The 24,911-nt window shown below is 37.8% G+C and carries 23 protein-coding genes and 1 riboswitch; of the genes, 22 read left to right on the forward strand and 1 reads right to left on the reverse strand.

Annotated features, from left to right (window positions below):
* The first annotated feature begins 2 nt into the window (after positions 1–2).
* The 12 genes from AC5KOD_RS20540 (at position 3) to AC5KOD_RS20595 (ending at position 12,748) form a co-directional block, all read left to right on the forward strand.
* Positions 3–1,082: a carbamoyl phosphate synthase small subunit gene (locus tag AC5KOD_RS20540; RefSeq protein WP_496916456.1), complete on the forward strand. Its 1,080-nt coding sequence runs from the start codon at positions 3–5 to the stop codon at positions 1,080–1,082.
* Positions 1,082–4,261 (forward strand): carbamoyl-phosphate synthase large subunit, encoded by a 3,180-nt coding sequence (carB, locus tag AC5KOD_RS20545; RefSeq protein WP_496916457.1) that lies wholly within the window; start codon positions 1,082–1,084, stop codon positions 4,259–4,261. Before AC5KOD_RS20540 ends, carB begins: the two co-directional genes overlap by 1 nt.
* Positions 4,262–4,429: 168 nt before the next feature.
* The gene (locus AC5KOD_RS20550; RefSeq protein ID WP_496916458.1) at positions 4,430–5,212 is read left to right on the forward strand and encodes a dihydroorotate dehydrogenase electron transfer subunit; all 783 of its coding nucleotides are present in this window, start codon (positions 4,430–4,432) and stop codon (positions 5,210–5,212) included.
* Complete coding sequence (locus tag AC5KOD_RS20555) at positions 5,209–6,126, forward strand: dihydroorotate dehydrogenase (RefSeq protein WP_496916459.1); 918 nt, start codon at positions 5,209–5,211, stop codon at positions 6,124–6,126. Before AC5KOD_RS20550 ends, AC5KOD_RS20555 begins: the two co-directional genes overlap by 4 nt.
* A 1-nt stretch (position 6,127) precedes the next feature.
* On the forward strand, positions 6,128–6,838 hold the full coding sequence (gene pyrF / locus AC5KOD_RS20560) for an orotidine-5'-phosphate decarboxylase (RefSeq protein ID WP_496916460.1): 711 nt from the start codon (positions 6,128–6,130) through the stop codon (positions 6,836–6,838).
* A 1-nt stretch (position 6,839) separates the two neighbouring features.
* On the forward strand, positions 6,840–7,469 hold the full coding sequence (pyrE, locus tag AC5KOD_RS20565) for an orotate phosphoribosyltransferase (RefSeq protein ID WP_496916461.1): 630 nt from the start codon (positions 6,840–6,842) through the stop codon (positions 7,467–7,469).
* A gap of 285 nt (positions 7,470–7,754) precedes the next feature.
* Complete coding sequence (locus AC5KOD_RS20570; protein ID WP_496916462.1) at positions 7,755–8,321, forward strand: recombinase family protein; 567 nt, start codon at positions 7,755–7,757, stop codon at positions 8,319–8,321.
* Between the two features lie 96 nt (positions 8,322–8,417).
* On the forward strand, positions 8,418–9,389 hold the full coding sequence (locus AC5KOD_RS20575) for a diaminopimelate dehydrogenase (RefSeq protein WP_496916463.1): 972 nt from the start codon (positions 8,418–8,420) through the stop codon (positions 9,387–9,389).
* 116 nt (positions 9,390–9,505) lie between these two features.
* Positions 9,506–10,261, forward strand: a complete 756-nt coding sequence (locus tag AC5KOD_RS20580) for a LytR/AlgR family response regulator transcription factor (RefSeq protein ID WP_496916464.1) — start codon at positions 9,506–9,508, stop codon at positions 10,259–10,261.
* Positions 10,261–11,592: a GHKL domain-containing protein gene (locus AC5KOD_RS20585; RefSeq protein WP_496916465.1), complete on the forward strand. Its 1,332-nt coding sequence runs from the start codon at positions 10,261–10,263 to the stop codon at positions 11,590–11,592. Before AC5KOD_RS20580 ends, AC5KOD_RS20585 begins: the two co-directional genes overlap by 1 nt.
* 89 nt (positions 11,593–11,681) lie before the next feature.
* Entirely contained in the window at positions 11,682–12,365 is a 684-nt protein-coding gene (locus AC5KOD_RS20590; RefSeq protein ID WP_496916466.1) for a YhfC family glutamic-type intramembrane protease, read from the forward strand.
* On the forward strand, positions 12,362–12,748 hold the full coding sequence (locus tag AC5KOD_RS20595) for a DUF3887 domain-containing protein (RefSeq protein WP_496916467.1): 387 nt from the start codon (positions 12,362–12,364) through the stop codon (positions 12,746–12,748). The genes AC5KOD_RS20590 and AC5KOD_RS20595 overlap by 4 nt, the downstream gene beginning before the upstream one ends.
* Before the next feature lie 52 nt (positions 12,749–12,800).
* Here the strand turns inward: AC5KOD_RS20595 and AC5KOD_RS20600 are convergent, their stop codons facing one another.
* Positions 12,801–13,637, reverse strand: coding sequence for a metallophosphoesterase family protein (locus AC5KOD_RS20600; RefSeq protein ID WP_496916468.1), 837 nt, complete (start codon positions 13,635–13,637; stop codon positions 12,801–12,803).
* Between the two features lie 204 nt (positions 13,638–13,841).
* On the opposite strand from AC5KOD_RS20600, the gene AC5KOD_RS20605 reads away from it, so the two are divergent.
* From AC5KOD_RS20605 to AC5KOD_RS20650, 10 genes are all read left to right on the forward strand, one after another.
* The gene (locus AC5KOD_RS20605; RefSeq protein WP_496916469.1) at positions 13,842–14,726 is read left to right on the forward strand and encodes a phosphate ABC transporter substrate-binding protein PstS family protein; all 885 of its coding nucleotides are present in this window, start codon (positions 13,842–13,844) and stop codon (positions 14,724–14,726) included.
* A 177-nt stretch (positions 14,727–14,903) separates the two neighbouring features.
* Positions 14,904–15,623: a response regulator transcription factor gene (locus AC5KOD_RS20610; RefSeq protein WP_496916470.1), complete on the forward strand. Its 720-nt coding sequence runs from the start codon at positions 14,904–14,906 to the stop codon at positions 15,621–15,623.
* The gene (locus tag AC5KOD_RS20615; RefSeq protein ID WP_496916471.1) at positions 15,616–17,385 is read left to right on the forward strand and encodes a sensor histidine kinase; all 1,770 of its coding nucleotides are present in this window, start codon (positions 15,616–15,618) and stop codon (positions 17,383–17,385) included. The genes AC5KOD_RS20610 and AC5KOD_RS20615 overlap by 8 nt, the downstream gene beginning before the upstream one ends.
* An 823-nt stretch (positions 17,386–18,208) precedes the next feature.
* Positions 18,209–18,703, forward strand: a complete 495-nt coding sequence (locus AC5KOD_RS20620; protein ID WP_496916472.1) for a GNAT family N-acetyltransferase — start codon at positions 18,209–18,211, stop codon at positions 18,701–18,703.
* Positions 18,704–18,719: 16 nt separating this feature from the next.
* Complete coding sequence (locus tag AC5KOD_RS20625) at positions 18,720–19,655, forward strand: Gfo/Idh/MocA family protein (protein ID WP_496916473.1); 936 nt, start codon at positions 18,720–18,722, stop codon at positions 19,653–19,655.
* Positions 19,656–19,691: 36 nt separating this feature from the next.
* Positions 19,692–20,225 (forward strand): dihydrofolate reductase family protein, encoded by a 534-nt coding sequence (locus AC5KOD_RS20630; RefSeq protein WP_496916474.1) that lies wholly within the window; start codon positions 19,692–19,694, stop codon positions 20,223–20,225.
* Between the two features lie 154 nt (positions 20,226–20,379).
* Entirely contained in the window at positions 20,380–21,123 is a 744-nt protein-coding gene (locus AC5KOD_RS20635) for an HAD-IIB family hydrolase (RefSeq protein WP_496916475.1), read from the forward strand.
* Between the two features lie 266 nt (positions 21,124–21,389).
* On the forward strand, positions 21,390–22,097 hold the full coding sequence (locus tag AC5KOD_RS20640; RefSeq protein ID WP_496916476.1) for a class I SAM-dependent methyltransferase: 708 nt from the start codon (positions 21,390–21,392) through the stop codon (positions 22,095–22,097).
* A gap of 203 nt (positions 22,098–22,300) precedes the next feature.
* A riboswitch (Fluoride riboswitch) is annotated at positions 22,301–22,368 on the forward strand.
* 62 nt (positions 22,369–22,430) lie between these two features.
* Positions 22,431–23,645 (forward strand): chloride channel protein, encoded by a 1,215-nt coding sequence (locus AC5KOD_RS20645; RefSeq protein WP_496916477.1) that lies wholly within the window; start codon positions 22,431–22,433, stop codon positions 23,643–23,645.
* Between the two features lie 202 nt (positions 23,646–23,847).
* Positions 23,848–24,759: a DUF975 family protein gene (locus AC5KOD_RS20650; RefSeq protein WP_496916478.1), complete on the forward strand. Its 912-nt coding sequence runs from the start codon at positions 23,848–23,850 to the stop codon at positions 24,757–24,759.
* Positions 24,760–24,911 lie beyond the last annotated feature (152 nt).

A 24,911-nucleotide genomic window follows, 5' to 3' on the forward strand; every position in this document is an offset into this window, starting at 1 on the left:
GGGTGAAACGATTATTAATTTTAGAAGATGGATCGATTTTTGAAGGAAAAGCCTTTGGTGCTGAGCGAGCGGTTACTGGGGAAGTCGTTTTTACGACGAGTATGACTGGCTATCAAGAGACTATTACGGATCAGAGTTTTAATGGACAGATTATTACGTTTACTTATCCAATGGTAGGGAACTATGGAATTAATCGTGATGATTTTGAATCCATTGAGCCGACGTGTAAAGGGGTAATTGTTAAGGAGCATGCGCGGTTAGCTTCAAATTGGCGCAATCAGATGACTTTAGATGAGTTTCTTAAAAGTAAAAATATTCCCGGAATTGCTGGGATTGATACACGAATGCTTGCGCGAAAATTACGGTCTGTTGGTACGATGAAGGGAAGCTTTATTGATGAAACAGCTGATGTTGAGCATGCGTTTGATCAATTAAAGGCGACAGTCTTACCAACGAATCAAGTGGAGCAGGTGTCGACAACGAAAGCATATCCTAGTCCTGGAATTGGTCGTAATGTCGTGGTGGTTGATTTTGGATTGAAACACAGTATTTTACGCGAGTTGAGCAAGCGTCATTGTAACTTAACAGTTTTACCTTACAATACAGATGCTGAAACTATTTTAAATCTACATCCTGATGGAGTTATGTTGAGCAACGGACCAGGAGATCCTAAAAGTTTGCCGGAAGCTTTGGAGATGATTCGCGGGATTCAAGGTAAAATTCCTCTGTTTGGAATTTGTTTAGGTCATCAGTTGTTTGCCTTAGCTAACGGTGCGGATACGTATAAAATGCGTTTTGGTCATCGAGGAGTCAATCATCCAGTTAGAGAAATTGCTACTGGGAGAATTGATTTTACCTCGCAAAATCATGGTTTTGCAGTGGCAGAAGAATCGATCGATCATGAAAAATTAATGATCACACATATTGAAATTAATGACGGCACAGTTGAAGGGGTTCGCCATAAAGCACATCCAGCTTTTACGGTTCAATTTCACCCTGATGCTGCACCAGGTCCACATGATGGGGTTCACTTATTTGATGAGTTTATGGAATTAATGGATGCTTGGAAGGAGATTGACTAATGCCAAAAAGAACAGATATTAAACGAATAATGGTGATTGGTTCAGGTCCAATCGTAATTGGTCAAGCTGCGGAATTTGATTATGCAGGAACTCAGGCTTGTCTTGCTTTAAGAGAAGAAGGCTACGAGGTAATTTTGGTCAACTCTAACCCAGCAACAATCATGACGGACAAAGAAGTTGCGGATAAAGTCTATATTGAGCCCATTACGCTTGAATTTGTTTCACGTATTTTACGTAAAGAGTGTCCTGACGCCATTTTGCCGACACTAGGAGGACAAACAGGGCTAAATATGGCGATGGAATTATCTCAATCTGGCATTTTGACTGAGCTTGATATTGAGCTGTTGGGAACTAAATTGTCAGCGATTGACCAAGCGGAGGATCGTGATTTATTTAAGCAATTAATGGAAGAACTGGAGCAGCCGATTCCTGAAAGTATAATAGTTAATACTGTGGAAGAAGCAGTTGCTTTTTCTGAAAAGATTGGTTTTCCAATTATTGTTCGACCTGCTTTCACTTTAGGTGGAACCGGTGGCGGAATGTGTGATACTGTTGAGGAGTTAATTGAAATTGCGAGTAATGGTTTGAAATTATCGCCTGCTACTCAATGTTTAATTGAAAAGAGTATTGCTGGGTATAAGGAAATTGAGTATGAAGTAATGCGTGATTCGGCAGATAATGCGATTGTTGTGTGTAACATGGAAAACTTTGATCCTGTCGGGATTCATACAGGTGATTCGATTGTCTTTGCGCCTAGTCAAACACTGTCAGATATTGAGCATCAACTGCTTAGAGATGCTTCTCTCAAAATTATTCGGGCACTTAAGATAGAAGGTGGATGTAACGTTCAGCTGGCATTAGATCCGCATAGCTTCAATTATTATGTGATTGAAGTCAATCCTCGAGTGAGTCGTTCATCTGCCCTAGCGAGTAAAGCAACAGGTTACCCGATCGCTAAGTTAGCAGCAAAAATTGCGATTGGCTTGACTCTTGATGAGATGAAAAATCCAGTGACTGAAACAACGTATGCCGAATTTGAGCCGACATTGGATTATGTTGTGTCAAAAATTCCACGTTGGCCTTTTGATAAATTCGAAAAAGGGGAACGGAAGCTAGGGACTCAAATGAAAGCAACTGGGGAAGTCATGGCGATTGGTCGAAATATAGAGGAATCCTTGTTAAAAGCCGTTCGCTCATTAGAGATTGGGACACATCACATTGAACTAAAGGAATTGTCTGATGTATCAGAAGACGAGTTGATGAAAAAAATTATCAAGGCTCAAGATGACCGATTGTTTTATTTGGCTGAAGCCTTGCGTCGGGATTATTCAATAGAAGAACTGGCAGAATTAACCAAGATAGATTTATTGTTTTTAGATAAGTTATTACGTATTATTGAGATTGAAAAAGAATTGGCGGCACATATTGGTAATATTGACATCTTGACAGAAGCTAAGCAAAATGGCTTTACCGATAAAAAGGTTGCCGAACTATGGCAAAGCGATGAGTTGAGTGTCAGTCAATTCAGACATGATAATCAGTTGCGTCCTGTCTACAAGATGGTTGATACCTGTGCGGCAGAATTTGAATCAGTCACCCCTTATTATTATAGTACGTATGAACAAGAAAATGAGAGTATTAGATCAACTAAGGAGTCAGTTCTGGTTCTTGGTTCAGGTCCGATTCGTATTGGTCAAGGAGTTGAATTTGATTACGCAACGGTCCATTCAGTTAAGGCTATTCAGGAAGCTGGTTACGAAGCGATTATCATGAATAGTAATCCAGAAACTGTTTCAACGGACTTCTCTATTTCAGATAAATTGTATTTTGAACCGTTGACTCTTGAAGATGTCATGAATGTCATTGAGTTAGAAAAACCAATGGGTGTGATTGTCCAATTTGGGGGTCAAACTGCTATTAATTTGGCTGAGCCTTTGACTAAACGTGGGGTTAATATTATTGGAACAACTATTGAGGACTTAGATCGTGCGGAAAATCGTGATTTATTTGAGCAGGCTTTGAAGGAGCTTAAGATCCCCCAACCCCCAGGTGACACAGCGACGAGTAAAGAAGAAGCAGTCGCAATTGCAGAGCGAATCGGTTACCCTGTTTTAGTTCGTCCTAGTTATGTCTTAGGTGGAAGAGCGATGGAGATAGTTGAAAATAAGGAAGACTTGGAAAGCTATATGTTGGAAGCCGTTAAAGCTTCACCAGAGCATCCGGTCTTAGTAGATAGCTATTTAGTTGGGCGTGAGTGCGAAGTTGATGCCATTTGTGATGGAACGGATGTTTTAATTCCGGGTGTCATGGAGCACATTGAGCGAGCGGGCGTTCACTCAGGTGATTCGATGGCAGTTTATCCACCTCAGAACCTCTCTAAAGAGATACAAGCGACGATAGCTGATTATACTAAGCGATTGGCACTGGGGTTAAATTGTAAGGGGATGATGAATGTTCAGTTTGTTATTCATCAAGAAACTGTTTATGTGATCGAGGTCAATCCTCGTGCTAGTCGTACGGTGCCTTTTTTAAGCAAAGTAACGGGAATACCAATGTCGCAAGTCGCTACTAAGCTGATTTTAGGTAAGAGCCTAAAAGAGTTGGGCTATGAGGATGGACTTTATCAAGAAAGTAGTGGGGTTCATGTGAAGGCACCTGTCTTTTCATTTGCTAAATTACAGCTAGTGGATACCTACTTAGGGCCTGAGATGAAATCAACAGGCGAGGTTATGGGCTCGGATAGTAATCTAGATAAGGCACTCTACAAAGCGTTTGAAGCAAGCGGAATGCACTTGCCGGCTTTTGGTTCAGTGCTATTTACCATAGCGGATGAGGCAAAAGCGGAGAGTCTTGAACTGGCCAAGCGCTTTACACAAATTGGTTATAGCTTGGTAGCAACTGAGGGAACTGCGGCTTACTTTAATCAACACGGACTATTGGCTAAATCAGTCTCGAAGATTTCTCATGAAGGAAGCCAAACAGTTCTTGATGTTATTCGTAAAGGAGACGCACAGGTTGTTGTCAACACAATGGATAAGAAACGCTCAGTAGCTTCTGATGGTTTCTTGATTCGCCGAGAAGCAGTAGAACATGGTGTTCCTTTGTTTACGTCATTGGATACTGTCAGTGCGATTCTTAAGGTTTTAGAATCACGGGCCTTTCAGATTGAGGCACTTTGATGGGATAGTTTTAGTTAGATAGTCAATAATAAATTGGTTGATTTGGTTAATCATTTTTGTAGAAATTAGAGGTAAGAACAGATTAAAATGGCTTAGCTTACTCTGTTCTTACTTATAGAAGATGAAAAGTAAAAGGCCTCAAAAGCTGTTGCAAATAGGAGGGTGATCATGAAACAGGAAATGATGAAGGTGGTCAGTCAAGTTATGCTGGCGCCAAGTATTTACGAATTGGTTTTAACAGGTGATTTGGTAAAGGAAATGAAGGTTCCAGGCCAATTTATTCACATTAAAGTACCTCGGGCAGATTTGTTGTTACGTCGACCAATTAGTTTGGCTAAGATTGATCAGGCTAAAGCGGAATGTACCATTATTTACCGAGTGGAAGGCGACGGAACTGCAGATATTAGTCATCTTATATCAGGTGATGTGCTTGATGTTATGGGGCCATTGGGAAATGGGTTCCCAGTTTCTGATGTTACATCAGAAGATGTTGTCTTTATTGTAGGAGGTGGGATTGGCGTTCCGCCACTTTATGAATTATCACGTCAACTTAAAGCTAAGGGGGCAAAAGTGCTTCATATTCTAGGGTTTGCTAAAAAGGATGTCATCTTTTACGAAACAGAATTTAAAGCGTTGGATGAGGTTCATATTTCTACAGATGATGGGTCTTACGGCATTCATGGTCATGTCGGGAATTTGTTAGATGAGCTTTTGAAGAAGTATCAGCCGACAGCAGTTTATAGCTGTGGATCGAATGGACTGCTTAAATCAGTTGAAGCGAATTTTCATGATCATCCTCGCGCTTATTTATCTTTGGAGGCTAGAATGGCGTGTGGTATGGGAGCTTGTTATGCTTGTGTGTGTCATTTGCAAAAGGATGAAAGTGGTAGGGAGAGTAAAAAAGTCTGTGATGAAGGACCAATTTTCGCTACAGGGGAGGTACGATTATGAGTCGTTTAGCAGTTAGTTTACCAGGCCTAGAGTTAAAAAATCCGATTATGCCAGCGAGTGGTTGTTTTGGTTTTGGCGAAGAATATGCCAAATATTATGATTTGAGTCTTTTAGGAGCTATCATGATTAAGGCGACAACCGTTGAACAGCGTTTTGGTAATCCTACGCCTCGTGTAGCTGAGACACCAAGTGGTATGTTAAATGCGATTGGTTTACAGAATCCAGGTTTAGAGGTAGTTATGAGTAAAAAATTACCTTATCTTGAAGCTTACGATGTGCCAATTATTGCAAATGTAGCAGGCTCGACTGAGGAAGATTACGTGTCTGTTTGTGGTAAAATTGGCGATGTGCCAAATGTAAAGGCAATTGAATTAAATATTTCATGTCCTAATGTAAAACATGGTGGGATTGCTTTTGGTACTGACCCGGAGGTTGCCTACCGGTTGACCAAAGCAGTTAAAGCCGTGAGTAGTGTGCCGATTTATGTTAAGTTGTCTCCTAATGTGACAGATATTGTGCCGATTGCTAAAGCCATTGAAGAGGGCGGAGCAGACGGTCTAACAATGATTAACACTCTTTTGGGAATGCGTCTTGATTTAAAAACACGTCAGCCGATTTTGGCGAATCAAACAGGTGGGCTATCCGGGCCAGCGATCAAACCAGTTGCCATTCGACTTATTCATCAAGTATCTCACGCGGTTGATATTCCAATTATTGGTATGGGCGGTGTATACACAGTTGATGATGTTTTAGAAATGTATATGGCGGGAGCGAGTGCTGTAGCGGTTGGAACAGCTAATTTTACCGATCCATATGTGTGTCGGACATTAATTAATGAGTTACCTCAACGGATGGATGAGTTGGGAATTGCTAGTTTAGCTAGTTTGATTAAAGAAGTAAAGGAAGGTAGATAAAATGGAGCGACCAATTATTGCTTTAGATTTTCCTAATCGTCAAGAGGTTGCGACTTTTTTGTCACAGTTTCCAGAGGAAAAGTTATTTGTTAAAGTTGGCATGGAATTATTTTATCAAGAAGGGCCAGCAATTGTTACTTGGCTAAAAGAATTAGGGCATGATATTTTTTTAGATTTAAAATTACATGACATTCCTAATACGGTTGAAAGTGCAATGCGCGGTATCGCTAAGTTAGGAGTTGCTATGACTAATGTTCATGCAGCTGGCGGTCAGGCAATGATGGTGGCTGCTTTACGTGGACTGAGTGAAGGGACAGCAGCTGATCAAGAACGGCCATTGTTAATTGCAGTAACTCAATTGACCTCTACAAGCGAGAAAGCGATGCAACACGATCAGTTAATTCAGGTTAGTTTAGCTGAGAGTGTGCGTCACTATGCTAGGCTGACCCAAGAAAGTGGGTTAGATGGTGTGGTTTGTTCGGCTTTGGAAGTAGCCGATATTAAAGCAAGTACTAGTCAGGGGGTTATTTGTTTGACTCCGGGGATTCGTCCAAGTGGTAGTCAGATCGGTGATCAAAAGCGTGTCGTGACACCAAGAGGCGCTCGCGAGATTGGATCTGATTATATTGTAGTCGGTCGACCAGTTACGCAGGCAAAGAATCCTGTGGTGGCTTATGAGGCATTATTAACTGAATGGAATGGAGATAACTAAAATGACGGAATTAGCAAAACAAATTGCTCAAGAGTTACTAGAAATAAAGGCAGTAAGCTTGAGCCCTAATGATCCTTTTACTTGGGCCAGTGGTTTAAAGAGTCCCATTTATTGCGACAACAGAATTACTATGAGTTATCCTAAAGTTCGCCATGCGATTGCTGAAGGATTGGCCCAAATGATTAAAGCTAGTTATCCTGATGTAGAAGTGATTGCTGGAACTGCCACAGCAGGAATTCCTCATGCGGCATGGGTGGCACAAATTTTAAATTTGCCAATGGTTTATATTCGTGGCAAAGCGAAAGATCACGGAAAAGGCAATCAAATTGAAGGCCGTATGACTGAAGGTCAAAAAATGGTGATTATTGAAGATTTAATTTCAACTGGTGGTAGTGTCTTAGAGGCGGCAGAAGCTGCTGAGCGAGAAGGCGCGACAGTTTTAGGGGTCGCAGCTATCTTTACTTATGAGTTGCCAAAGGGGCTAGAAAACTTTGAAAAGCATCAGGTTGAGCTAGTAACATTAACGAACTATAGCATATTGATCGATGTAGCATTATCCATTGACTACATTAGTCACGATGATGTTGAATTGTTGCAAAACTGGAAGAGAAATCCAGCTGAATGGTCTTAAAAATTAATTAGTAGATAGTCCTTTTTAGAAAGAATTGATGTATAAAGTGGGCTTGCTTCAGAGTATTCGCGACATCTTGAGAGGGAGGGACTTTTGTCCAGCCTTCTTTATTTGATTTTAATTGAAAAATAAATTTGGTAAGCTAGCTAGTCTTTTTTTTGATATAATGGTAAACATAATAAGAGATAAAATAGTGGCTGTTGTCGGTAGAAAGATTGTAAAATTGTCATGTCCTGTAGAACTTTATAATAAAAATAAACTGGAGTAAGTGGAGGTGCTGAAAGGATGAAAATAGGTTATACATCCCGAATGACATCAGAAGAAGAGCAACAATTAATGGCTTATGGTGTTGATAAGATTGTTTACCGCGACTTAGACAAATCAGAGTTGGAAGCTTTTAAATTATTTGTGGAGGCTAATCAAGCTGAAACAATTGTTTTAGTCAAATTATCCAGTATTGGCGAAGCGATTACGATTGTTCAGCTGTTAGATTCATTAATTAGCATCCAACAGGAAAATAAAACTCTACATATTATCGATCAGGATATGACGGAACCTTTGACTGATCAACAATTTTTATCTTGCGTGATTGCGATCGCTAAGTCAAATAAAGCTGCGATTATTAAGCGAACTATTTTAGGACAAGAAAAGGCTAAGAAGGAAGGACGCCAAGGTGGCCGACCTAAAATAAGTGATGAGACAATTGAGCGAATTCAATATCTTTATTATTCCGAACATTATTCGCTAAAAGAGATATCGGCCGAGTGTCAAGTTGGTTTGGCGACGGCGTATAAGTATGTTAATTTGGCACTAACGGAAGATTATCATGTTCAACCTGAGGAAACTAATTGAAACAGAAAGGGGATTAGTTCACATCCCTGAGATTATTTTGTCACGACTTACTTTTTTTGTTATAATTTGAGTAGCCAAAATGAAGGGTGTGTTAAGATGATTAATGTAGCAATTATTGGATATGGTAATTTAGGTCGTGGTGTTGAGCGGTCGATTAAACAAAATCAAGATATGAATTTGGTAGGGGTATTCTCTCGTAGACAGCCAACTGACGTACAAACTGATGGCGCACCAGTTTATGTAATGGATGATGTCTTCAAAATGCAAAATCAAATTGATGTTTGTGTCTTGTGTGGTGGTTCTGCCACAGATTTACCTGAACAAACACCAGCGTTAACAGCTAGTCTCAATACGGTTGACAGTTTTGATACACATGCGTTAATTCCCGAACACTTTGCTAAGGTTGATGCGGTAGCTAAAGAAAATAAAACAGTATCTGTTATTTCAACTGGCTGGGACCCAGGTTTGTTCAGTCTTAATCGTCTGTATGCTCAAAGTATTTTACCCGAAGGAGAAACAACTACTTTTTGGGGTAAGGGAGTTAGTCAAGGTCATTCGGATGCTCTGCGTCGTATCCCTGGAGTTTTAGATGCCACACAATATACAATTCCTAATGAAGAGATTATTGCGCGTTTAAAAGCGGGTGAAACGTTATCATTAACAACTCGTGATAAGCATTTTCGTCAATGTTTTGTGGTAGTTGATGAGGGCGTTGACAAGGCTAAAATTGAGACGACGATTACAACAATGCCTAATTATTTTGATGAGTATGAAACAGAAGTTAATTTTGTTTCGCAAGAGGAGTTAACAGCTAATCATAAAGCGATGCCTCATGGTGGCACTGTTCTACATACAGGTACGACTCATGAGAGCTCTCACCAAGTGATTGAGTATTCATTAAAACTTGATAGCAATCCTGAATTTACTGCGAGTGTATTAGTTGCTTATGCGAGGGCATGTGCAAAATTAGCAGCAGAAGGTAACTATGGAGCTCATACAGTTTTAGACATTGCTCCAAGCTACTTATCACCTAAATCAGCAGCAGATTTAAGGGCTGAATTACTATAAATTGATCGATAAAAGAATCCGTTAAGGGTTCTTTTTTTGCGTTAATAGTGTTTTTTAGTAACAAGCAAAGTGATACAATAATGAGAAAGAATGAATTGTGACGGAGGCTAAAGAGAATGAGTGTATTTATTTTAGAAGATGATATTGTTCAAGGAGAAAAATTAAAGGCGCTAATTCATGAGGTGGGTACAGAAATAGGTCTGGAGTCGCTGTCTGTTAGTTTTACTACAAAACCAGAACGTTTACTTGAACAACTTGTTCATTCAAGTCAAATTAATTTGTACTTTTTAGATATTGAACTTAAAAATCAGCAAATGAAGGGGTTAGAAGTTGCTCAGCAAATACGTCAACTGGATTCCCAAGGGATGATTGTATTTGTTACGACCCACTCAGAATTTGCATCAATTTCTTATCAATATATGGTATCTGCTTTGACTTTTATTGAGAAGAGTTTGGAGCGCGAAGACTTTTACAAGTCTGTCAAAGCGTGTTTGCAGCTATACAAACAAGCAATGATCCAGCCAATTTGTCAAGATACGTTCATTTATGAGACGCCTAAGACATCTATAAAGCTAGATTTTTCTGAAATTGAGTATATCATGACGGCTGAACCTCATCGATTAGAGCTGGTGACTGAGAAAAGTGTGATTCGTTTTTATGGTGAGTTAAAAGAAATTGAGTTACGTGATCGTCGATTAGTTCGATGTCATCAGTCTTACGTTGTTAATGTGCAAAAAATAAGAGAGATAAGTTTTAAAGAGCGGTCACTTAGTCTTGAAAATGGCGATAAACTTCCTATTTCTCGTCGTTTAGCGAAACCATTAAAAGAAGTTTGGAAAAAAATAGTTGTATCAAAAGGAGATGAGAGGTGATGGATGGGCTCGCCTTATTTATTATAAGTTGTTGCTATTTGCAGTTTTTTGTTGAAATAATTGATTATCACTGTTTAGGCTGGAGGAAATTGGCTACTTTAAGTTGCTTGATGATGTTTTTAACCATTTTATTGGTGGCTAGTACAGGTTATTCAGAGTTTAATTTTATAACAGTTCTGTTATTTTTATTAAGTATTGGGTCGTTGAAGAGCGATCCTAAACTACCGTTGGCTCATCTGATATATTTTGCTAGTGTTACGACGTTTGTTTTAAGTTTGGCTAAGCTGATTGTGTCTCAAATCATTTATGGGTTGTTTATTGTGTTGCCAGTTCCGTTTTATTTTTCAACGTTCAGCTTAATAGAATTAGTTACGGCTTTGATAATTGGCGGTATAATAATAGTGAGTCGAAAAAAAGTTAGTGTGACGATGACGTATTTAACGGATAGCTCTTTTTATGTAGTAAGCTATTTAATCGTCATTATTGGCAATTTTTTGTTAATGGTTATGACAACACCAAAATTAGCATTTTTAGATTCTCTTAACAGACAAACGATTGGAATCACGACAAATTTAGTCGTTATTTTGTTTATTTTACTCGTTTGCTTGTTTATCTTTTATAATCACATTGGTCAAGAAAAAATGAAACAGATTGTGCAAGAGATGAATGATCAAGAATTATTTCATTATACAGCCGAATTGGAGAAAAATCAGGAAGTGTTGGCTAGTTTTAGACATGATTATCTAAATATCCTGCTGACTTTAGATGAGGGAATTCGTCAGAAGAATCTTGCTCTTCTTGAACAAGTTTACTACGAAACTATTGAACCAACATCTGAATTAATGACTGATCAGGCGCTTAATTTGGTTAAGCTATCTTACATCACTATTCCATCGATTAAAAGTTTATTAAGTGTAAAAATTACGGAGGCCCAACAGAAGAAAGTAACGGTTTTTTTGGACATCCCAGCTTCGATTGATAGGGTAGGCTTGAGATTGGCAGATTTTACACGTTGTCTAGCGATTATTTTGGATAATGCTATTTTTGAGGCGGCAGAATCGCTAAAAAAAGAAGTGGTTATTGCTTTTTTTCAAGTAGGGGATGAACAAAAATTAGTCGTTAAGAATAGCTGCCGTCAATCAGAGATTGATTTGCAGAAAATCTATCAAAAAAATTATTCCAACAAGGCTAAACAAGGCACGAGAGGTTATGGCTTATATAATTTGCGAAAACTAATTGATGGATACGATTATGCTAGTCTAGAAACAGTATTTCAAGCCCCTTATTTCAGCCAAATTATTTCAATGAAAATTGGAGAGAGTGATAATTGACCACTTATGCCTAAAAGATGACCGAGTAAGAATAATCCCTTTAAAACACAGTTATTTCTCAATATACTTGAGAAAGAGGGAGGGGTGAGATGGTTGCGATTGGTTTAGTTTTGAGTATAGCGGTATTTTTACCGTTTGTAGGTCTGTTTTATAGTATGAAAACTCATCAATCAAACGTGTATTTAGTTGGAGCATTGGCATTTATTATCTCTCAACTGTTATTACGGTTACCTATGATGGCATTTTTATCAGCTAATTTGTTGGAATATCATCAGTTACAGGCTAGCCAGCCTGTCTTATTTGCTAGCTTAGTCGGTCTCTCAGCTGGCTTATTTGAGGAAGTTTTTCGTCACTTATTTATGACAATCATGCTAAAAAAAAATCGGAGATGGCAAGATGGCTTTCTTTTTGGGTTGGGCCATGGCGGAATAGAGGCTCTAATTATTGTTGGTTTACCTGTTATTAGTGGTATTTTTACCGGAGAGTTGCTGTCTCTAAGCTCAGGTAATTTCGCTTTAGCTGGGTTTGAAAGAGTATTCGCTATTTTGCTTCATATCGGTTTATCGTTGTTGGTTATGCGTGGTGTGACGTTGAAACAGTGGAAATACCTATTTTTTGCTATTTTGATACATGGTGGCGTTGATGCAAGTATTGGCATAATACCTGTGTATTTTTCTAATAGTGTAATAGTGATTGAAGGTTTACTAGTAATGATAAGTGTTACGTTGTTTGGGTATTGTTTAAAAATTAGAAGGGATTGGGTTGACGGATGAGAAAAATAGTAGGAGTAACAGTCAGTATTATTTTAAGTATAGTCATTTTAACGGGCTGTGGTAAGAAAGTTGATTCAGATACATCAGATCGCTTAACTAAGAAAGCTGAGGCAGTTATTGCCTTAATAAATGAGGAAAATTACGAAGAAGTAATTGCTCAGTCAACAGAAAAAATGAAAGAGGGATTGACTTCGGATGTGATTAAAGGGGTCAAAAAAATTATTAAAGATTCTGGTAGTTTTAAAAACATTGAAAAGTCATCTGTAGAAGAGAAATCTGGTAACTATACAACCGTTATAATTACTAATTATGAAAATGGTAAACGAGTGTTTACCATTAGTTTCAACCAGGAAGATGAGATTAGTGGGCTATATATTAAATAGTAGGAATTAGTAGAGAGGAGGACGCTTGTTCTCTCTCTTTTTTTGTTCGGTTTTAATTTTTTCTAGCAAGAAATTGTTTAACTTCTTCGACATACCCGTACGTTTGATTGAGTTCAGCCAAACGTTTGGCATTATGAGTATTATTTTTCCCCGTCTCTAAAAGTTCTTTATATAAGTCAAAGTAGGGAATATGCTGTTTTTGAGCATATTGGAGTTCTTTTTTGATATCGTAGCTAACTTTTTTGAAATGATTGTTTATAATTCCATGTTCATCTATGTCTATTAAAGCATACTGAGCGCGTAAATCTGATCCTAGTTTAGGCCAATTTGAAAAAGGTTGGCCGATAGAACCAGGGTTAATAATTAATTGATCTTGAGAACTGTAGCGCATCATTGGATGATGAACATGACCAAAGACGGCTACATCAATCTTTGAGTTGAAAAGCAAATCAAAATTTTCTTGATATCCAGATGAAGAAAGGGCAGCCCCGTAATTTTTATCAGGAAGATTGTGTGAGATGCCAAATCTTAGTCCATTAATTTGTCGAAATTCTTGTAAGGGAAGTTGGCTTATCTGGTTGATCTCCTTTTGAGTTAACTGTTCTTGTTGATATAGGGCGAGACGCGCAATATAGACATCTGTCGGTCGATTTAAGTCAATTTCAGTAGTTAGACCTTCTAAGAAGCAATCCTCCCAATTACCTCGGACAAAGACGGTTAAGTTAATTCGTTCAAGTAAACTGAATAGTTCACTAGCACCTGGGCCTGGCATAATCAAGTCACCAAGAAACCAAAATTCTGTTGCTTTTTCAGCTAAAGCGTCATCAATCACTGCTTCTAAAGCAGTGAGATTGCCATGCACATCAGATAATACGGCGATTTTTTTCATTTTTATTCCTCACTTGTCATAGTCTTATTTCTAATGGTACCAATTTTGTAAAGATTATCACATGTTTTTTTGTAAATATTAGGTAAATCCAATTAACTTTACTTAAATTTTACAATTAATCGTGATGTTCCTTTACAATGACTTGTTATTCTAAGTGTGTTACCAGATGTAACGATAAAAATGTCATAATGAGGAGACTTTTATATGAAAAAAATGGCTTTGACTTTTCTATTTGGTGGAATACTTTTAGTAGCAGCGGGGTGTGGATCGCCAAGCGTGGAATCAAGTGGTTCATCAGAAAGCGGTAGCTCTAAAAAAGTTGAGATAACTGCTGTTGGTTCGACGGCTTTGCAACCCCTTGTTGAAAATATTGCTGAGATTTATCAAACTGACAATCCTAATTATTCTATTGAGGTTCAAGGTGGCGGCAGTGGAACGGGATTGAGTCAAGTGTCAACTGGTGCAGTGGAAATTGGCAACTCTGATATTTATGCGGAAGAAAAAGAAGGCATTGATGCAACAACTTTGGAAGATCACCAAATTGCTGTTGTCGGGATTGCGCCTGTTGTTAATAAAGAGGTAGGCGTAACTAATGTCACATCAGATCAGCTAGTTGATATCTTCACTGGAAAAATCAAGAATTGGAAAGAAGTAGGCGGTAAGGATCAAGAAATATTAGTAGTCAACCGTGCTGCGGGAAGTGGGACAAGAGCGACGTTTGAAAAATGGGCATTGGCTGGTCAACAACCTGTCAGCTCACAAGAGCAAGATTCATCCGGAACTGTTCGTAAGATTGTTGCTGAAACTCCTGGTGCTATTAGCTATTTAGCGTTCTCATATATTGATGACGGATTACTTGGTTTGTCAGTAGATGACGTAAAACCAACTCCTGAAAATGTAGCAGATAATTCTTGGAAAATCTGGTCTTATGAGCACATGTACACAGCTAAGGATGCACCAAAAGAAATCACCGCGTTTATTGAGTATATTTTGACAGACGATGTCCAAAAAAATGTAGTTGAACAATTGAATTACATTCCGATTACCTCAATGAAAGTTGAACGTGGGCTAGATGGGGTGGTGAAATAGCTTATATTTGTTAGTTAATTAGAGGCCCTGTGTTATAATAAACTCGAAGAAAACTTGGTGTGACCTCTGTTATTTTTGTCTCTTAAAGGATGCTAAAAGAGGTCGGAGCTTTCTTGCTAGAGATGTTTGGCCAATAACTATGTCAATGAGTGATTATTGATGAAAGGATAGCCTTTAATGAAGAAAATTTTGGTAGTAGATGATGAACCTTCGATTACAACTCTTTTAAAATATAATTTAGAGAAAGAAGGGTTAGAGGTTGAGGTAGCTTTTGATGGGCAGCAAGCAGTCGAAATGGCTACTAGTCGACCCTTTGATTTTATCGTATTAGATTTAATGTTACCTAAGTTAGATGGCTTTGAGGTTACAAAAAAATTACGCCAACAGCATATAGAGACCCCCATCTTGATGCTGACGGCAAAAGATGAAGTTGTAGATAAAATTATTGGATTGGAAATTGGTGCAGATGATTATTTAACCAAACCCTTTAGTCCTCGTGAACTATTGGCGCGAATGCGTGCTGTTTACCGCCGGATGACACCAACTCTCTCATCGCCCCCCGAAGAGAGAGAGCAGGTTAATGAGAAAGTTGAGGTGGGCTTGTTATTAGCTTATCCCCAACAATATTTGGTGAGTAAAGCCGGTCAGGAACTGACTTTAACTAAAAAAGAATTTGAGTTGCTGGTCTATTTCATGGAACGAAAGAATCGTGTAATTGACAGAGATACGCTTATTCAACGTGTTTGGCAAGATGACCTCTATAATAATTCTAGAACAGTTGACATTCATGTCAGTCATTTGCGAGAAAAGATTGAAGATGATCCTAAAAACCCTAATTATTTAATTACCATTCGAGGGTTTGGGTATAAATTTCAGGAGCCGACTGCCAATGACTAAACCTCAACACTTAAAAAAAATAATCATCGTGGTTAGTTTTATTGCCCTCTGTTTAACGGGGGCAATCTTTACTAATCGTTTTTTTACACGTGAAATTATTAATCAACAACGATCAAAGCTTGCAAATGAAATTGATCTGATAAGTGCTATGATTCTCAGCGAAGAGAATGATCTTCAAGTGTTTTCTAAAGGCGACAAATTAGCTTATTTGGTTGGGGAGAATGAGCGCTTGACTTTACTAAGTAAGGGCGGCTTGATTATTTATGATTCGTCTCATGACAAAGAAGCGGTTGGAACTCGCAGTAAACGCCCAGAAGTAGAGGCCGTTTTATCAGGTGAAGATGAGGAAGGCTGGGCTTTACGCGATAGTAAAACAATTGGAGAGACACTACTTTATGTGGCCAAGCCGATCTACTTTCAAGGAGAGTTAAGAGGTGTTTTACGATTATCTGAGAAGTATGCAGGTTTTTCTGCTAGTATACGTCAATTTCAACGAGCGATTTTAGTGGCTTTGGTTGTTTTAGTCGGAGCGATTATGGTGCTGCTTTTCTATTTTATTCGCCAAAATAATGAGCCCTTAAGGTTCATTTTGCCAGCCTTGCAAGAGGCAATTGATCATCCAGAAAAAAAACAGGAGCTGGATACAAGCTCGGCTGAATGGAATCAGTTATATCAGTCGGTCAATCGGTTGATGCGTGAAACTAATCAACTTTATTATCAGCAGCTTTTTAATGAAGAAAAACTACAATTCCTTTTAGAAAGTTTGAATATTGGGGTGTTTACAATGACTAGTGAGTTAGAGATAGTTTCAGCAAATCCGACCATGTATCAACTATTTACGCCAAATGGCTCACTTGAAAATGGGGCTTCTTATAGAGAGTGGTTTAAGGTTGTTGAGATGCAACAGTTAGTTGAGCGGGTGAAGGCTGAAGGGCAAGAGCTTCAAGCTGAAATTCATTTACAAATGCCATTGGAAAAAGATTTGAATGTGGTATTACGAATTCTACAGCCTGATAATCAAAAACAAAAAGAATATGTTGGAATTGTGTATGATATTACTGAAATTCGCCAAATGGAGCTTATTCATCAAGATTTTATTAGCAATATTTCACATGAGTTAAAGACACCGACAACTTCGATTATAGGTTTTACAGAAACGTTGTTGGAGGGAGCGATAGATGAAAAAGAGGTTGCTAAGGATTTTTTAGAAATTATTCAAGCTGAGGCTAATCGCTTATATGGCTTAATTCAAAACATTTTGCTATTACTGCGGACAGAGACGAGCCTTGCAGAAAAGGACATTGCTTTTGTTTCTCCTGTCAGTATTATTGAAGAGGAGCTAAGTCGCTATCAAGGAAAAATAGATGGCAAAGAATTAAAGGTGACGGTGGGGCTGGATGAAGTCAGTGATAAGGAAGTTCCTTCCGATTATTTTCAACCAGTAGTTAAAAATCTTTTGGAAAATGCAGTTGATTATACTGAAAAATATGGAAAAATTCATTTAAGTTTACGCGCAAAAGATCAACAACTAATTTTTAGTGTGATAGATACAGGTGTTGGAATTTCTGAAGAAGATCAAAGTCGAATTTTTGAGCGATTTTATCGCGTTAGCAAATCACGTCAACGGAATATTGGTGGATCTGGTTTAGGTCTTTCGATTGTTAGTCATTATGCTAAACTGTTAAAGGGGCAAATTAAACTGGAAAGTTCTTTAGGTGAAGGGACCAAGGTTAGTGTGAGCTTTCCGTTAAAAGTTGAGTAGTTGTAGAGAAACAGCAGTAATGAGTAAATTTGACTCGTTTTCAAATATTTAGGTGGGCTCTTTTTTATTAATAACAAAGGATAAGAGCGGTGAGGTGTCTAGACAAAAAGGCATGAGTTAGGCACCTTTACAATGGGTGAAAGTAGTCATCTTGACAGGTTCACCTAACACTAGATCCACTTGGGATTATAGAAGGCCGTATTTAAATTAAATAACGATTTTTTTTAATGATAAATATAAAAATGGGACTCAGTTGACAGTGGGGAAACTTTTTAAGATACTTGTAAATGCTTTAATATTAGGAAGAATGTTAGTGATTTGTTAATTAGAGATGTCAACTGAATCCAGATGTGGGCTTGCTTTTTTATTTAGATTAAATAACATGTGTTAATAAAACGCAATTATTTTAGTAAGTAAATAGAAAGGATTGTTTTTCCATTTATACTGATAATATTCTTTATTTCTTTAGCAGCTCAAGAAAAAGCTAGTTGATATTAGACTCATGCAACACTCATAGAGATAATACAAGCCACTTTCCATAAAGTCACTGAATTTTTGTGATTTTTAGAAGGGGTATTTTTTTTGTGGAAAAATCATAGGTAGGTTAATACTTTTTATGCTAGTCTCGGTTTAGTTAGTTTTAGTTGTCCTAAGGGATGTTTGTAAAGACTTTGGAAATAGAGGAAGGGCTTGTTATTAAGCAATTACGTACATAGCAAGTTTATTATGCTGATCAGCTCAAAAATTATCTAGCCTTTTTTATGTTGCTTTAATTGTATCTAGTATATAATTAATGGAGCAATAAGGTGGAAAGAGGGATAACATGAGAGTTAGTTTAGAGGCCATAAAAACAGAAGAACAGGTAGAAGTTTTGATTCCGCTTGTTCGGGAAATTTGGCAGGAGTGGTATGTGCCGATTATTGGCGCGGATCAAGTGAAATTCATGTTGAGCGAATTTCAATCTAGTAAGGAAATTTTTCGTCAAATTAACAATAGTGTTTTTTATTTTTTTATTCGAGTTGAGGGTGAACTTATTGGTTATCTGGCTTATGAACTATTAGAGGATAAATTGTTTATTAGTAAGCTATATTTGTTAGCAAATCAACGGGGAAAAGGGTATGCGTCGGACGTGTTCAATTGGTTGGAAGAGCAGGCTAAATTTGCGGGGAAACCATTACTAGAGCTACATGTTAATCAAGATAATCAACCATCTATTGAGGTCTATGAGCGACGTGGATTTATAAATTGCTATGAGTTGGTTAGTGATATTGGGCAAGGCTATCAGATGGTTGATTATGTGTTTGAAAAGAAATTATAGGAAGAAGAGTGACATAATGAAAATTGGGGTTATGGGATTAGGAAATATTGCTCAGAAAGCTTATATACCAGTGATGGATGAGCTACGTAGTGACGTGGATTGGCATTTTTATTCTCGTGATGATGAGAAAATTCAAACTTTAGCAAAGGCTCATGGCTGGAAGGACGTTTATAGTGATAAAGAAGCTTTTCTAGCGAGTGGATTGGATGCTTGTTTTATTCATACACCAACAGAGACTCATGGAGAGCTGATAGAGGAAATGTTGACATTGGGAATTCATGTTTTTGTGGATAAGCCAGTGAGTGAGGATTATCAAGAGGTTGCTGATTTACATCGTCTGGCCGAAGAGCGTAATTTGATGCTGATGACCGGTTTTAATCGACGCTTTGCTCCGCTTAATCAACAAATAAAACAGGTACCAAATAAAAATATGATTCTTGTACAAAAAAATCGTATGAATCCAAAAGGACCGGTTAAATTTGAAATTTTTGATATGTTGATTCATGTGGTTGATACGGTTCTATATTTATTAGACGATGAGATTGTTGAAGCTCGCTATCAGCTATCCGCAGAAGATGGTAAGTTGAAACGAGCAATGATTACGTTTGAGACGGCGACAACAACTGCAATAGCTTCGACCAATATGGAAGCGGGAGCTCACACGGAAACGGTAGAAGTCCAAGCTAAAGGCGGAACATACCTGGTCTCAAATTTAGATCAGCTAACTAAAAATGAACATGGTAAGGTTAGTTGTGAGAGTTTTGGCGACTGGGAAGGAACATTAACTAAGCGTGGCTTTAAAGGATTAATCGAATCATTTGTTGAAGCTGTGCGAACAGGGCAAAGTTCCATGATTACGACACCAGCTACTTCATTACTGTCTCACTACTACATTAATGAATTGTTTAATTATTATACAGATCATCTTTCTGACATTGATTACCGTGAGTGATCGGTTGTTTAGGAATAATAGAATGGAGGATAAAAAATGACTCGCAAGGTGATTTTATATATTGCAACAAGTGTGGATGGGTTTATTGCTGATCTAGATGGCGGGATGGCGTGGCTTGAGACAGCGACAGAAACGGTTGAAGAAGACACGAGTTATGAGGAGTTTTATGCAGGTATTGATACTGTTGTACTAGGTCGAACAACTTATGATCAGGTGGTGACAGAATTAGCGCCGGACAACTATCCGTATGCTGATGCAGAGTCTTATGTCTTGACTTCACAGGCCACTCAAGATTTAGAGCGAGTTAATTTTACTAATGAGTCAGTGGTGGCTTTGGTGAATCGTTTAAGACATCAAGTAGGAGGCGATATTTGGATTGTTGGTGGTAGTAGTGTGGTGATGCCACTTGTTAAAGAAAATTTGATTGATGAGTATCAGTTGTCGATACTGCCAATAATTCTTGGTGATGGCATTCGATTATTTCAAGAACTACCAAATTCAGTAAGTCTCAAGACTGGTGAGGTTCGTCTCAAGAATGGAATTGTGACAACAACGTACTATAAAAAATAATTGACATAAGACAGACGTCTTTGGTTTTGTTTAAAGGGATAATGTGAGAGCGATTTACCTCATTGTTGGGAGGGGATCGTTCCTTTTTTGACTTTTTCTGAAAATCGATGATATACTTGCAAAGAACAGCTTGTTTCAAGAAAGTAGGGATTGCATGAATTTTGTTTTTGATTTAGATGGGACGATTTGCTATGACGGTTTGACAGTAGATACTAATTTGACAACTTTAATGAACGAAAAAATAAATCAATCACCAGAACATCAATTAATATTTGCTTCTGCACGACCTGTGAGGGATATCCTACCAGTATTGCCTGAATCGTTGCATAATTGCTTTTTAGTTGGTGGTAATGGAACGATGATGTATCATGAGAAGCAGCCCAAATGGTTGAATCCGCTTGAGTCAACAGATGTTGCTTTTATTTATGAATATATTGCGACTCATCGATTAGATTATATGATTGATGAGGATTGGAATTATTCGTTTAAAGGAACAACTCTAGATGAGTTGCGGCGAAAGGTTGATGTGCTAAAGCGGGCAAAAAATCTCCCAATTGCGCAAGTTAAGCAGCCGTTAAAAATTTTAGTTAGTAATTATCAAGATGAGTCCCAAGTTATTCAAGATTTAACTCATTTAGCGGTGGACTGTATTCCTTATCCGAAGGAGAATTGCTTGGATTTGACGAAACGAGGCGTTAATAAGGCTAGTGCGTTAGATCGAATATTATTGAAACAAGATTACATTGCATTTGGGAATGATCGCAATGATTTAGAGATGTTAAAAGGTGCCAAGCACAGTGTCTGTGTCGGTGATAGTCCGTTAATTCAAGAAATCAGCCAAGAAATAATTCCAGAGGATCCGAACAGAATTATGGAAATTATTGAAGAGTGGTTATAATTAGGGTACACTATGGTTAACATAAAAAGGACAGGTGAGGTCATTCGGTGTGATAGAAATTCACAGGTAAGTTCACGAATTTTGTTACAGCTGGAGCAGAGTAGATAATCAATTTGCAGGTTAAATAAGTTGAGTAATGGCTTATTTGATGTGCATTTGATTCTACTCTGTGTGCATATGACGGTTACTTGTCGACATGACTGCAGAGATAATAGTCTCTGTAGTTTTTTTGTGTGACAAATTGTATTTAGGAGGGAAAATTATCCATGTTTGAGCTATTGAGGAAGCGAGCGCTTTTACCATTATTTAATGAAAGTGACAATCAATTCTGGCGAGACCCTTATATTTCTCGTCAATTGTTATCTGCTCATCTTAATCAACAAGAAGAGGGGGCTAGTCGAAAGTTGGTCTTCATTACGGAGTCTGTTGCTTTTATTACAAAAAATTTGGTGTCGGAGGGGGAGAGTATTATTGATTTTGGTTGTGGACCAGGGCTATATTGTCAACAACTTGCAGAAAATCATCAAGTAACAGGAATTGATTTTTCATTAACGGCTATAGAGTATGCTAAAAAAATTGCAAATAACTTGAAACTTAAGATTGATTATCATTGTCAGGATTACCTTGAATGGATTGGCGATCAGTCTCATGATTTGGCATTGCAGATTTATTGTGATTACGGAGCACTAAGCCTAGAGAACAGACAGCGATTGCTAAGAAATATTTGGGAAAGTTTGAAAGTTGGTGGTAGCTTATTTTTAGATGTTTTTTCACCGACTCAATTTGCTGAAAGGCAGGAGAATCAAAGTTGGGCCTTAATTAATGAGTCAGGTTTTTGGCGAGGGGAGGAACATATTGTGTTGACGGAAGTCAAAAAGTACCCAGAATTAGTTACGTCAGAGGAATACATTATTTTAACAGCTAGTAGTCAGTTTATACTATTTGGCATCAGTACTTTGATATTGAGCGAGTGACTCGTGAATTAGGCGAGGCTGGATTTAGGGTGACAGCTATGTACAGTGATGTTAGAGGGACTCTTTATTTTGATAAAAGCACAACAATAGCAGCCGTAGCTGAGAAAATATAATAAATAGTTTTAGAAATGAAATTGTCACAAGTAAGAATATATGATATATTGGAATCATGAAGTGAGTAATAGCTTAGCCGTTCAATTCAAGGCTATCGTGGTGATGGTGTTCACCCTTAACTATTTATGTACAATAAATTAATGACACCTACTACAAGAGGAGCAGTCTGTCCTTTTTTAGTAGGTGTTTTTATTTGTGAACTATGAGGAGGAGAATTAGATGGATCAAGTAATCAAAACAGGGAAATGGGGGAGTAAGTGGTTAGCTGTAACGGCTCTTATCGGCATTGGTAGTGGCAGTTTATCCGCTTTTTTTTTAACAAGTTTGACCTTTGTTACGCAGATTCGTCAAAATAATACTTGGCTTATTCTTTTTTTGCCGATTTGTGGGCTGTTATTTGCTTGGTTATATCAGCAATTCGGCGGGAATGCTCGGCGAGGTAATAATTTAGTGATTGAGCAGGCTAATGGTGGTGAGGAAGCAATTCCGTGGCAGATGATTCCTTTGACACTCTTCGGTACGATTATGACTCATCTTTTCGGCGGATCAGTTGGTCGTGAAGGTACAGCAGTTCAAATGGGTGGCGCATTGTCAGAATATGTGGGAAAGTTTTTTAGGATGAGCTTAGAAAATCGTTCTTTACTAATGATTTGTGGTATCAGTGGAGGATTTAGTTCTGTTTTTGGAACGCCATTGGCAGGAACTATTTTTTCCTTAGAGGTTTTACGGATCGGGCGTTTGTCAACAAAAGGTTTATTACCAAGTTTTTTAACAGCATTAATTGCCAATCAAGTGACAACTTTTTTGGGTGTCGGTCATACACGATATCAAATGGGAGTTGTACCTGAAACAAATTTGAAATTGATTGGTTTAATACTTATTTTTAGTGTTATATTTGGTCTTGTGAGTCGGTTGTTTAGTCGAGCTATTGTTTGGCTAAAAAGACTTTATGCCGACCTAATTTCAAGCTCTATTTGGCGAGCTGGGATTGGGGCAAGTGTCGTTCTATTGTTGGTACTCCTATTTCAAAGTACTCGATATTTAGGTTTGAGTTTACCTCTTTTAACTGATGCTTTTAATGGCGAACAGTCGCCATTTGATTTCATTAATAAGTTGATTTTTACCGTATTTTCTTTAGGAGCTGGTTTCCAAGGTGGAGAAGTTACCCCATTATTTGAAATTGGCGCGACACTGGGCAGTAGTTTAGCTCAATTAACTGATTTACCCATTGGTTTTGTTGCAGCGTTAGGGTTTGTTGGTGTTTTTGCCGGTGCCACTAATACCCCTTTGGCTTGTTTTATTATGGGGATTGAACTTTTTGGCAGTGCTGGAGCCGTGTGGTTATTGACTGTATGTATCATTAGTTACGCGTGTTCGGGAAGTGAAGGAATTTATAGCTCTCAAATTAAAGGAAATAAAGTGACAAAATTGTAATCAGAATTAAGGTATATTATTTATAAAATCTATTTGGATATTTAACTATCTATGCTAAAATGAATAAAGGCACTGATTAGTCGGTGTATTTATAAATTTACTTACTAAAGAATTACTAGGTCGAGTTTTTATTTTTGGTGATCCTGTTCTTGAGTTTGGTAATAGTAGATTTAAAAGGAGAGTTACTTTAGGAGGTATTATTATGTATAAAACAAGTGCAGAGTTAAAAGCGGAAGCCAAGCGTGCCTTGAGTGGCCGTTGGAAAGATGCGGTTCTGTTAAATATTGTTCCCTCACTTCTAAGATTATTAGGAAGATGGGTTGTAATGATTTTAACAGTTGTTTCAGTGATTGGAGCCATTGCGTTATTTTCTAATTTCACAACATCTAGTGGAAGTTATTCAACTGAGCAACGTGGAGATGTCTATGATGACAGTGATCTAGATGAATGGGAAGATGAGTGGAGTGATATAGATAGCTATTCAGCTGGTCGACAAGCTTTCAATAATGAGTTTACTCCATTATCATTCTTTAGTTTCATACCTTCGGGTAGATATGTTTTTGATTTACTATTTTCTCTCGTTATTAGCTTTTTAACAATTGGTATATCTTTTACATTTCTTGAAGTTTTGCGAGACTCAAATCGTAAGATAAGTCCAGCGAATGATCAATTTAGAATGTTTAACGGAAAGGATTTTGTCCCGTTATTATTAGTTTTAGTATTGAGAGGGATTTTCACTTTCTTATGGTCATTACTATTCGCTATACCAGGAATTATTAAAGGCTATTCTTATTCTCAAGCATTCTTTATCTATAAAGATTTGTCTGAGCATTCAGATACTCAAAGCTTGTCTGCTAATAGTTATATTACTGAAAGTAAATTGCTAATGGACGGTCATAAAGGTCGTTTATTCTACATTGATTTGAGCTTCATTGGCTGGGAAATCGTTTCTGCTATTACTTTAGGGATTGGTTATTTATTCTTAGAGCCTTATAAAAATGCAACAAAAGCAGCATTTTACCGTGATATTTCAAAAGATCGTTATCTTGCTGTTACTGATGAATTTGATAATACAGTTGAATCTTCAGAAGAGGATGAATGGACTAGTTTTTAAAATGAGTGTTTTCTCATAGAACTATTAGGTTTAATTCATAGAAGTGTCAGGACTTTTTTATCTTAATTGCGTATACTTTCTGTATGCCAATTATCCCGAATTGGTTTTCATACTTACTCCTACTAGAGTAAATAACAACCTTCATTTCCACC

It is taken from the genome of Vagococcus sp. WN80Y, from assembly GCF_059621045.1.

Bases quoted from the DNA above. Each gene is read 5' to 3' on its own strand.
- AC5KOD_RS20605 (WP_496916469.1), top strand. From the start codon at position 13,842: ATGAAAAAAATGGCTTTGACTTTTCTATTTGGTGGAATACTTTTAGTA.
- AC5KOD_RS20575 (WP_496916463.1), top strand. From the start codon at position 8,418: ATGATTAATGTAGCAATTATTGGATATGGTAATTTAGGTCGTGGTGTT.
- pyrE (WP_496916461.1), top strand. From the start codon at position 6,840: ATGACGGAATTAGCAAAACAAATTGCTCAAGAGTTACTAGAAATAAAG.
- pyrF (WP_496916460.1), top strand. From the start codon at position 6,128: ATGGAGCGACCAATTATTGCTTTAGATTTTCCTAATCGTCAAGAGGTT.
- AC5KOD_RS20550 (WP_496916458.1), top strand. From the start codon at position 4,430: ATGAAACAGGAAATGATGAAGGTGGTCAGTCAAGTTATGCTGGCGCCA.
- AC5KOD_RS20595 (WP_496916467.1), top strand. From the start codon at position 12,362: ATGAGAAAAATAGTAGGAGTAACAGTCAGTATTATTTTAAGTATAGTC.
- AC5KOD_RS20570 (WP_496916462.1), top strand. From the start codon at position 7,755: ATGAAAATAGGTTATACATCCCGAATGACATCAGAAGAAGAGCAACAA.
- AC5KOD_RS20630 (WP_496916474.1), top strand. From the start codon at position 19,692: ATGACTCGCAAGGTGATTTTATATATTGCAACAAGTGTGGATGGGTTT.
- carB (WP_496916457.1), top strand. From the start codon at position 1,082: ATGCCAAAAAGAACAGATATTAAACGAATAATGGTGATTGGTTCAGGT.
- AC5KOD_RS20635 (WP_496916475.1), top strand. From the start codon at position 20,380: ATGAATTTTGTTTTTGATTTAGATGGGACGATTTGCTATGACGGTTTG.
- AC5KOD_RS20580 (WP_496916464.1), top strand. From the start codon at position 9,506: ATGAGTGTATTTATTTTAGAAGATGATATTGTTCAAGGAGAAAAATTA.
- AC5KOD_RS20650 (WP_496916478.1), top strand. From the start codon at position 23,848: ATGTATAAAACAAGTGCAGAGTTAAAAGCGGAAGCCAAGCGTGCCTTG.
- AC5KOD_RS20615 (WP_496916471.1), top strand. From the start codon at position 15,616: ATGACTAAACCTCAACACTTAAAAAAAATAATCATCGTGGTTAGTTTT.
- AC5KOD_RS20585 (WP_496916465.1), top strand. From the start codon at position 10,261: ATGGATGGGCTCGCCTTATTTATTATAAGTTGTTGCTATTTGCAGTTT.
- AC5KOD_RS20620 (WP_496916472.1), top strand. From the start codon at position 18,209: ATGAGAGTTAGTTTAGAGGCCATAAAAACAGAAGAACAGGTAGAAGTT.
- AC5KOD_RS20640 (WP_496916476.1), top strand. From the start codon at position 21,390: ATGTTTGAGCTATTGAGGAAGCGAGCGCTTTTACCATTATTTAATGAA.
- AC5KOD_RS20600 (WP_496916468.1), bottom strand. From the start codon at position 13,637: ATGAAAAAAATCGCCGTATTATCTGATGTGCATGGCAATCTCACTGCT.
- AC5KOD_RS20610 (WP_496916470.1), top strand. From the start codon at position 14,904: ATGAAGAAAATTTTGGTAGTAGATGATGAACCTTCGATTACAACTCTT.
- AC5KOD_RS20590 (WP_496916466.1), top strand. From the start codon at position 11,682: ATGGTTGCGATTGGTTTAGTTTTGAGTATAGCGGTATTTTTACCGTTT.
- AC5KOD_RS20555 (WP_496916459.1), top strand. From the start codon at position 5,209: ATGAGTCGTTTAGCAGTTAGTTTACCAGGCCTAGAGTTAAAAAATCCG.
- AC5KOD_RS20625 (WP_496916473.1), top strand. From the start codon at position 18,720: ATGAAAATTGGGGTTATGGGATTAGGAAATATTGCTCAGAAAGCTTAT.
- AC5KOD_RS20645 (WP_496916477.1), top strand. From the start codon at position 22,431: ATGGATCAAGTAATCAAAACAGGGAAATGGGGGAGTAAGTGGTTAGCT.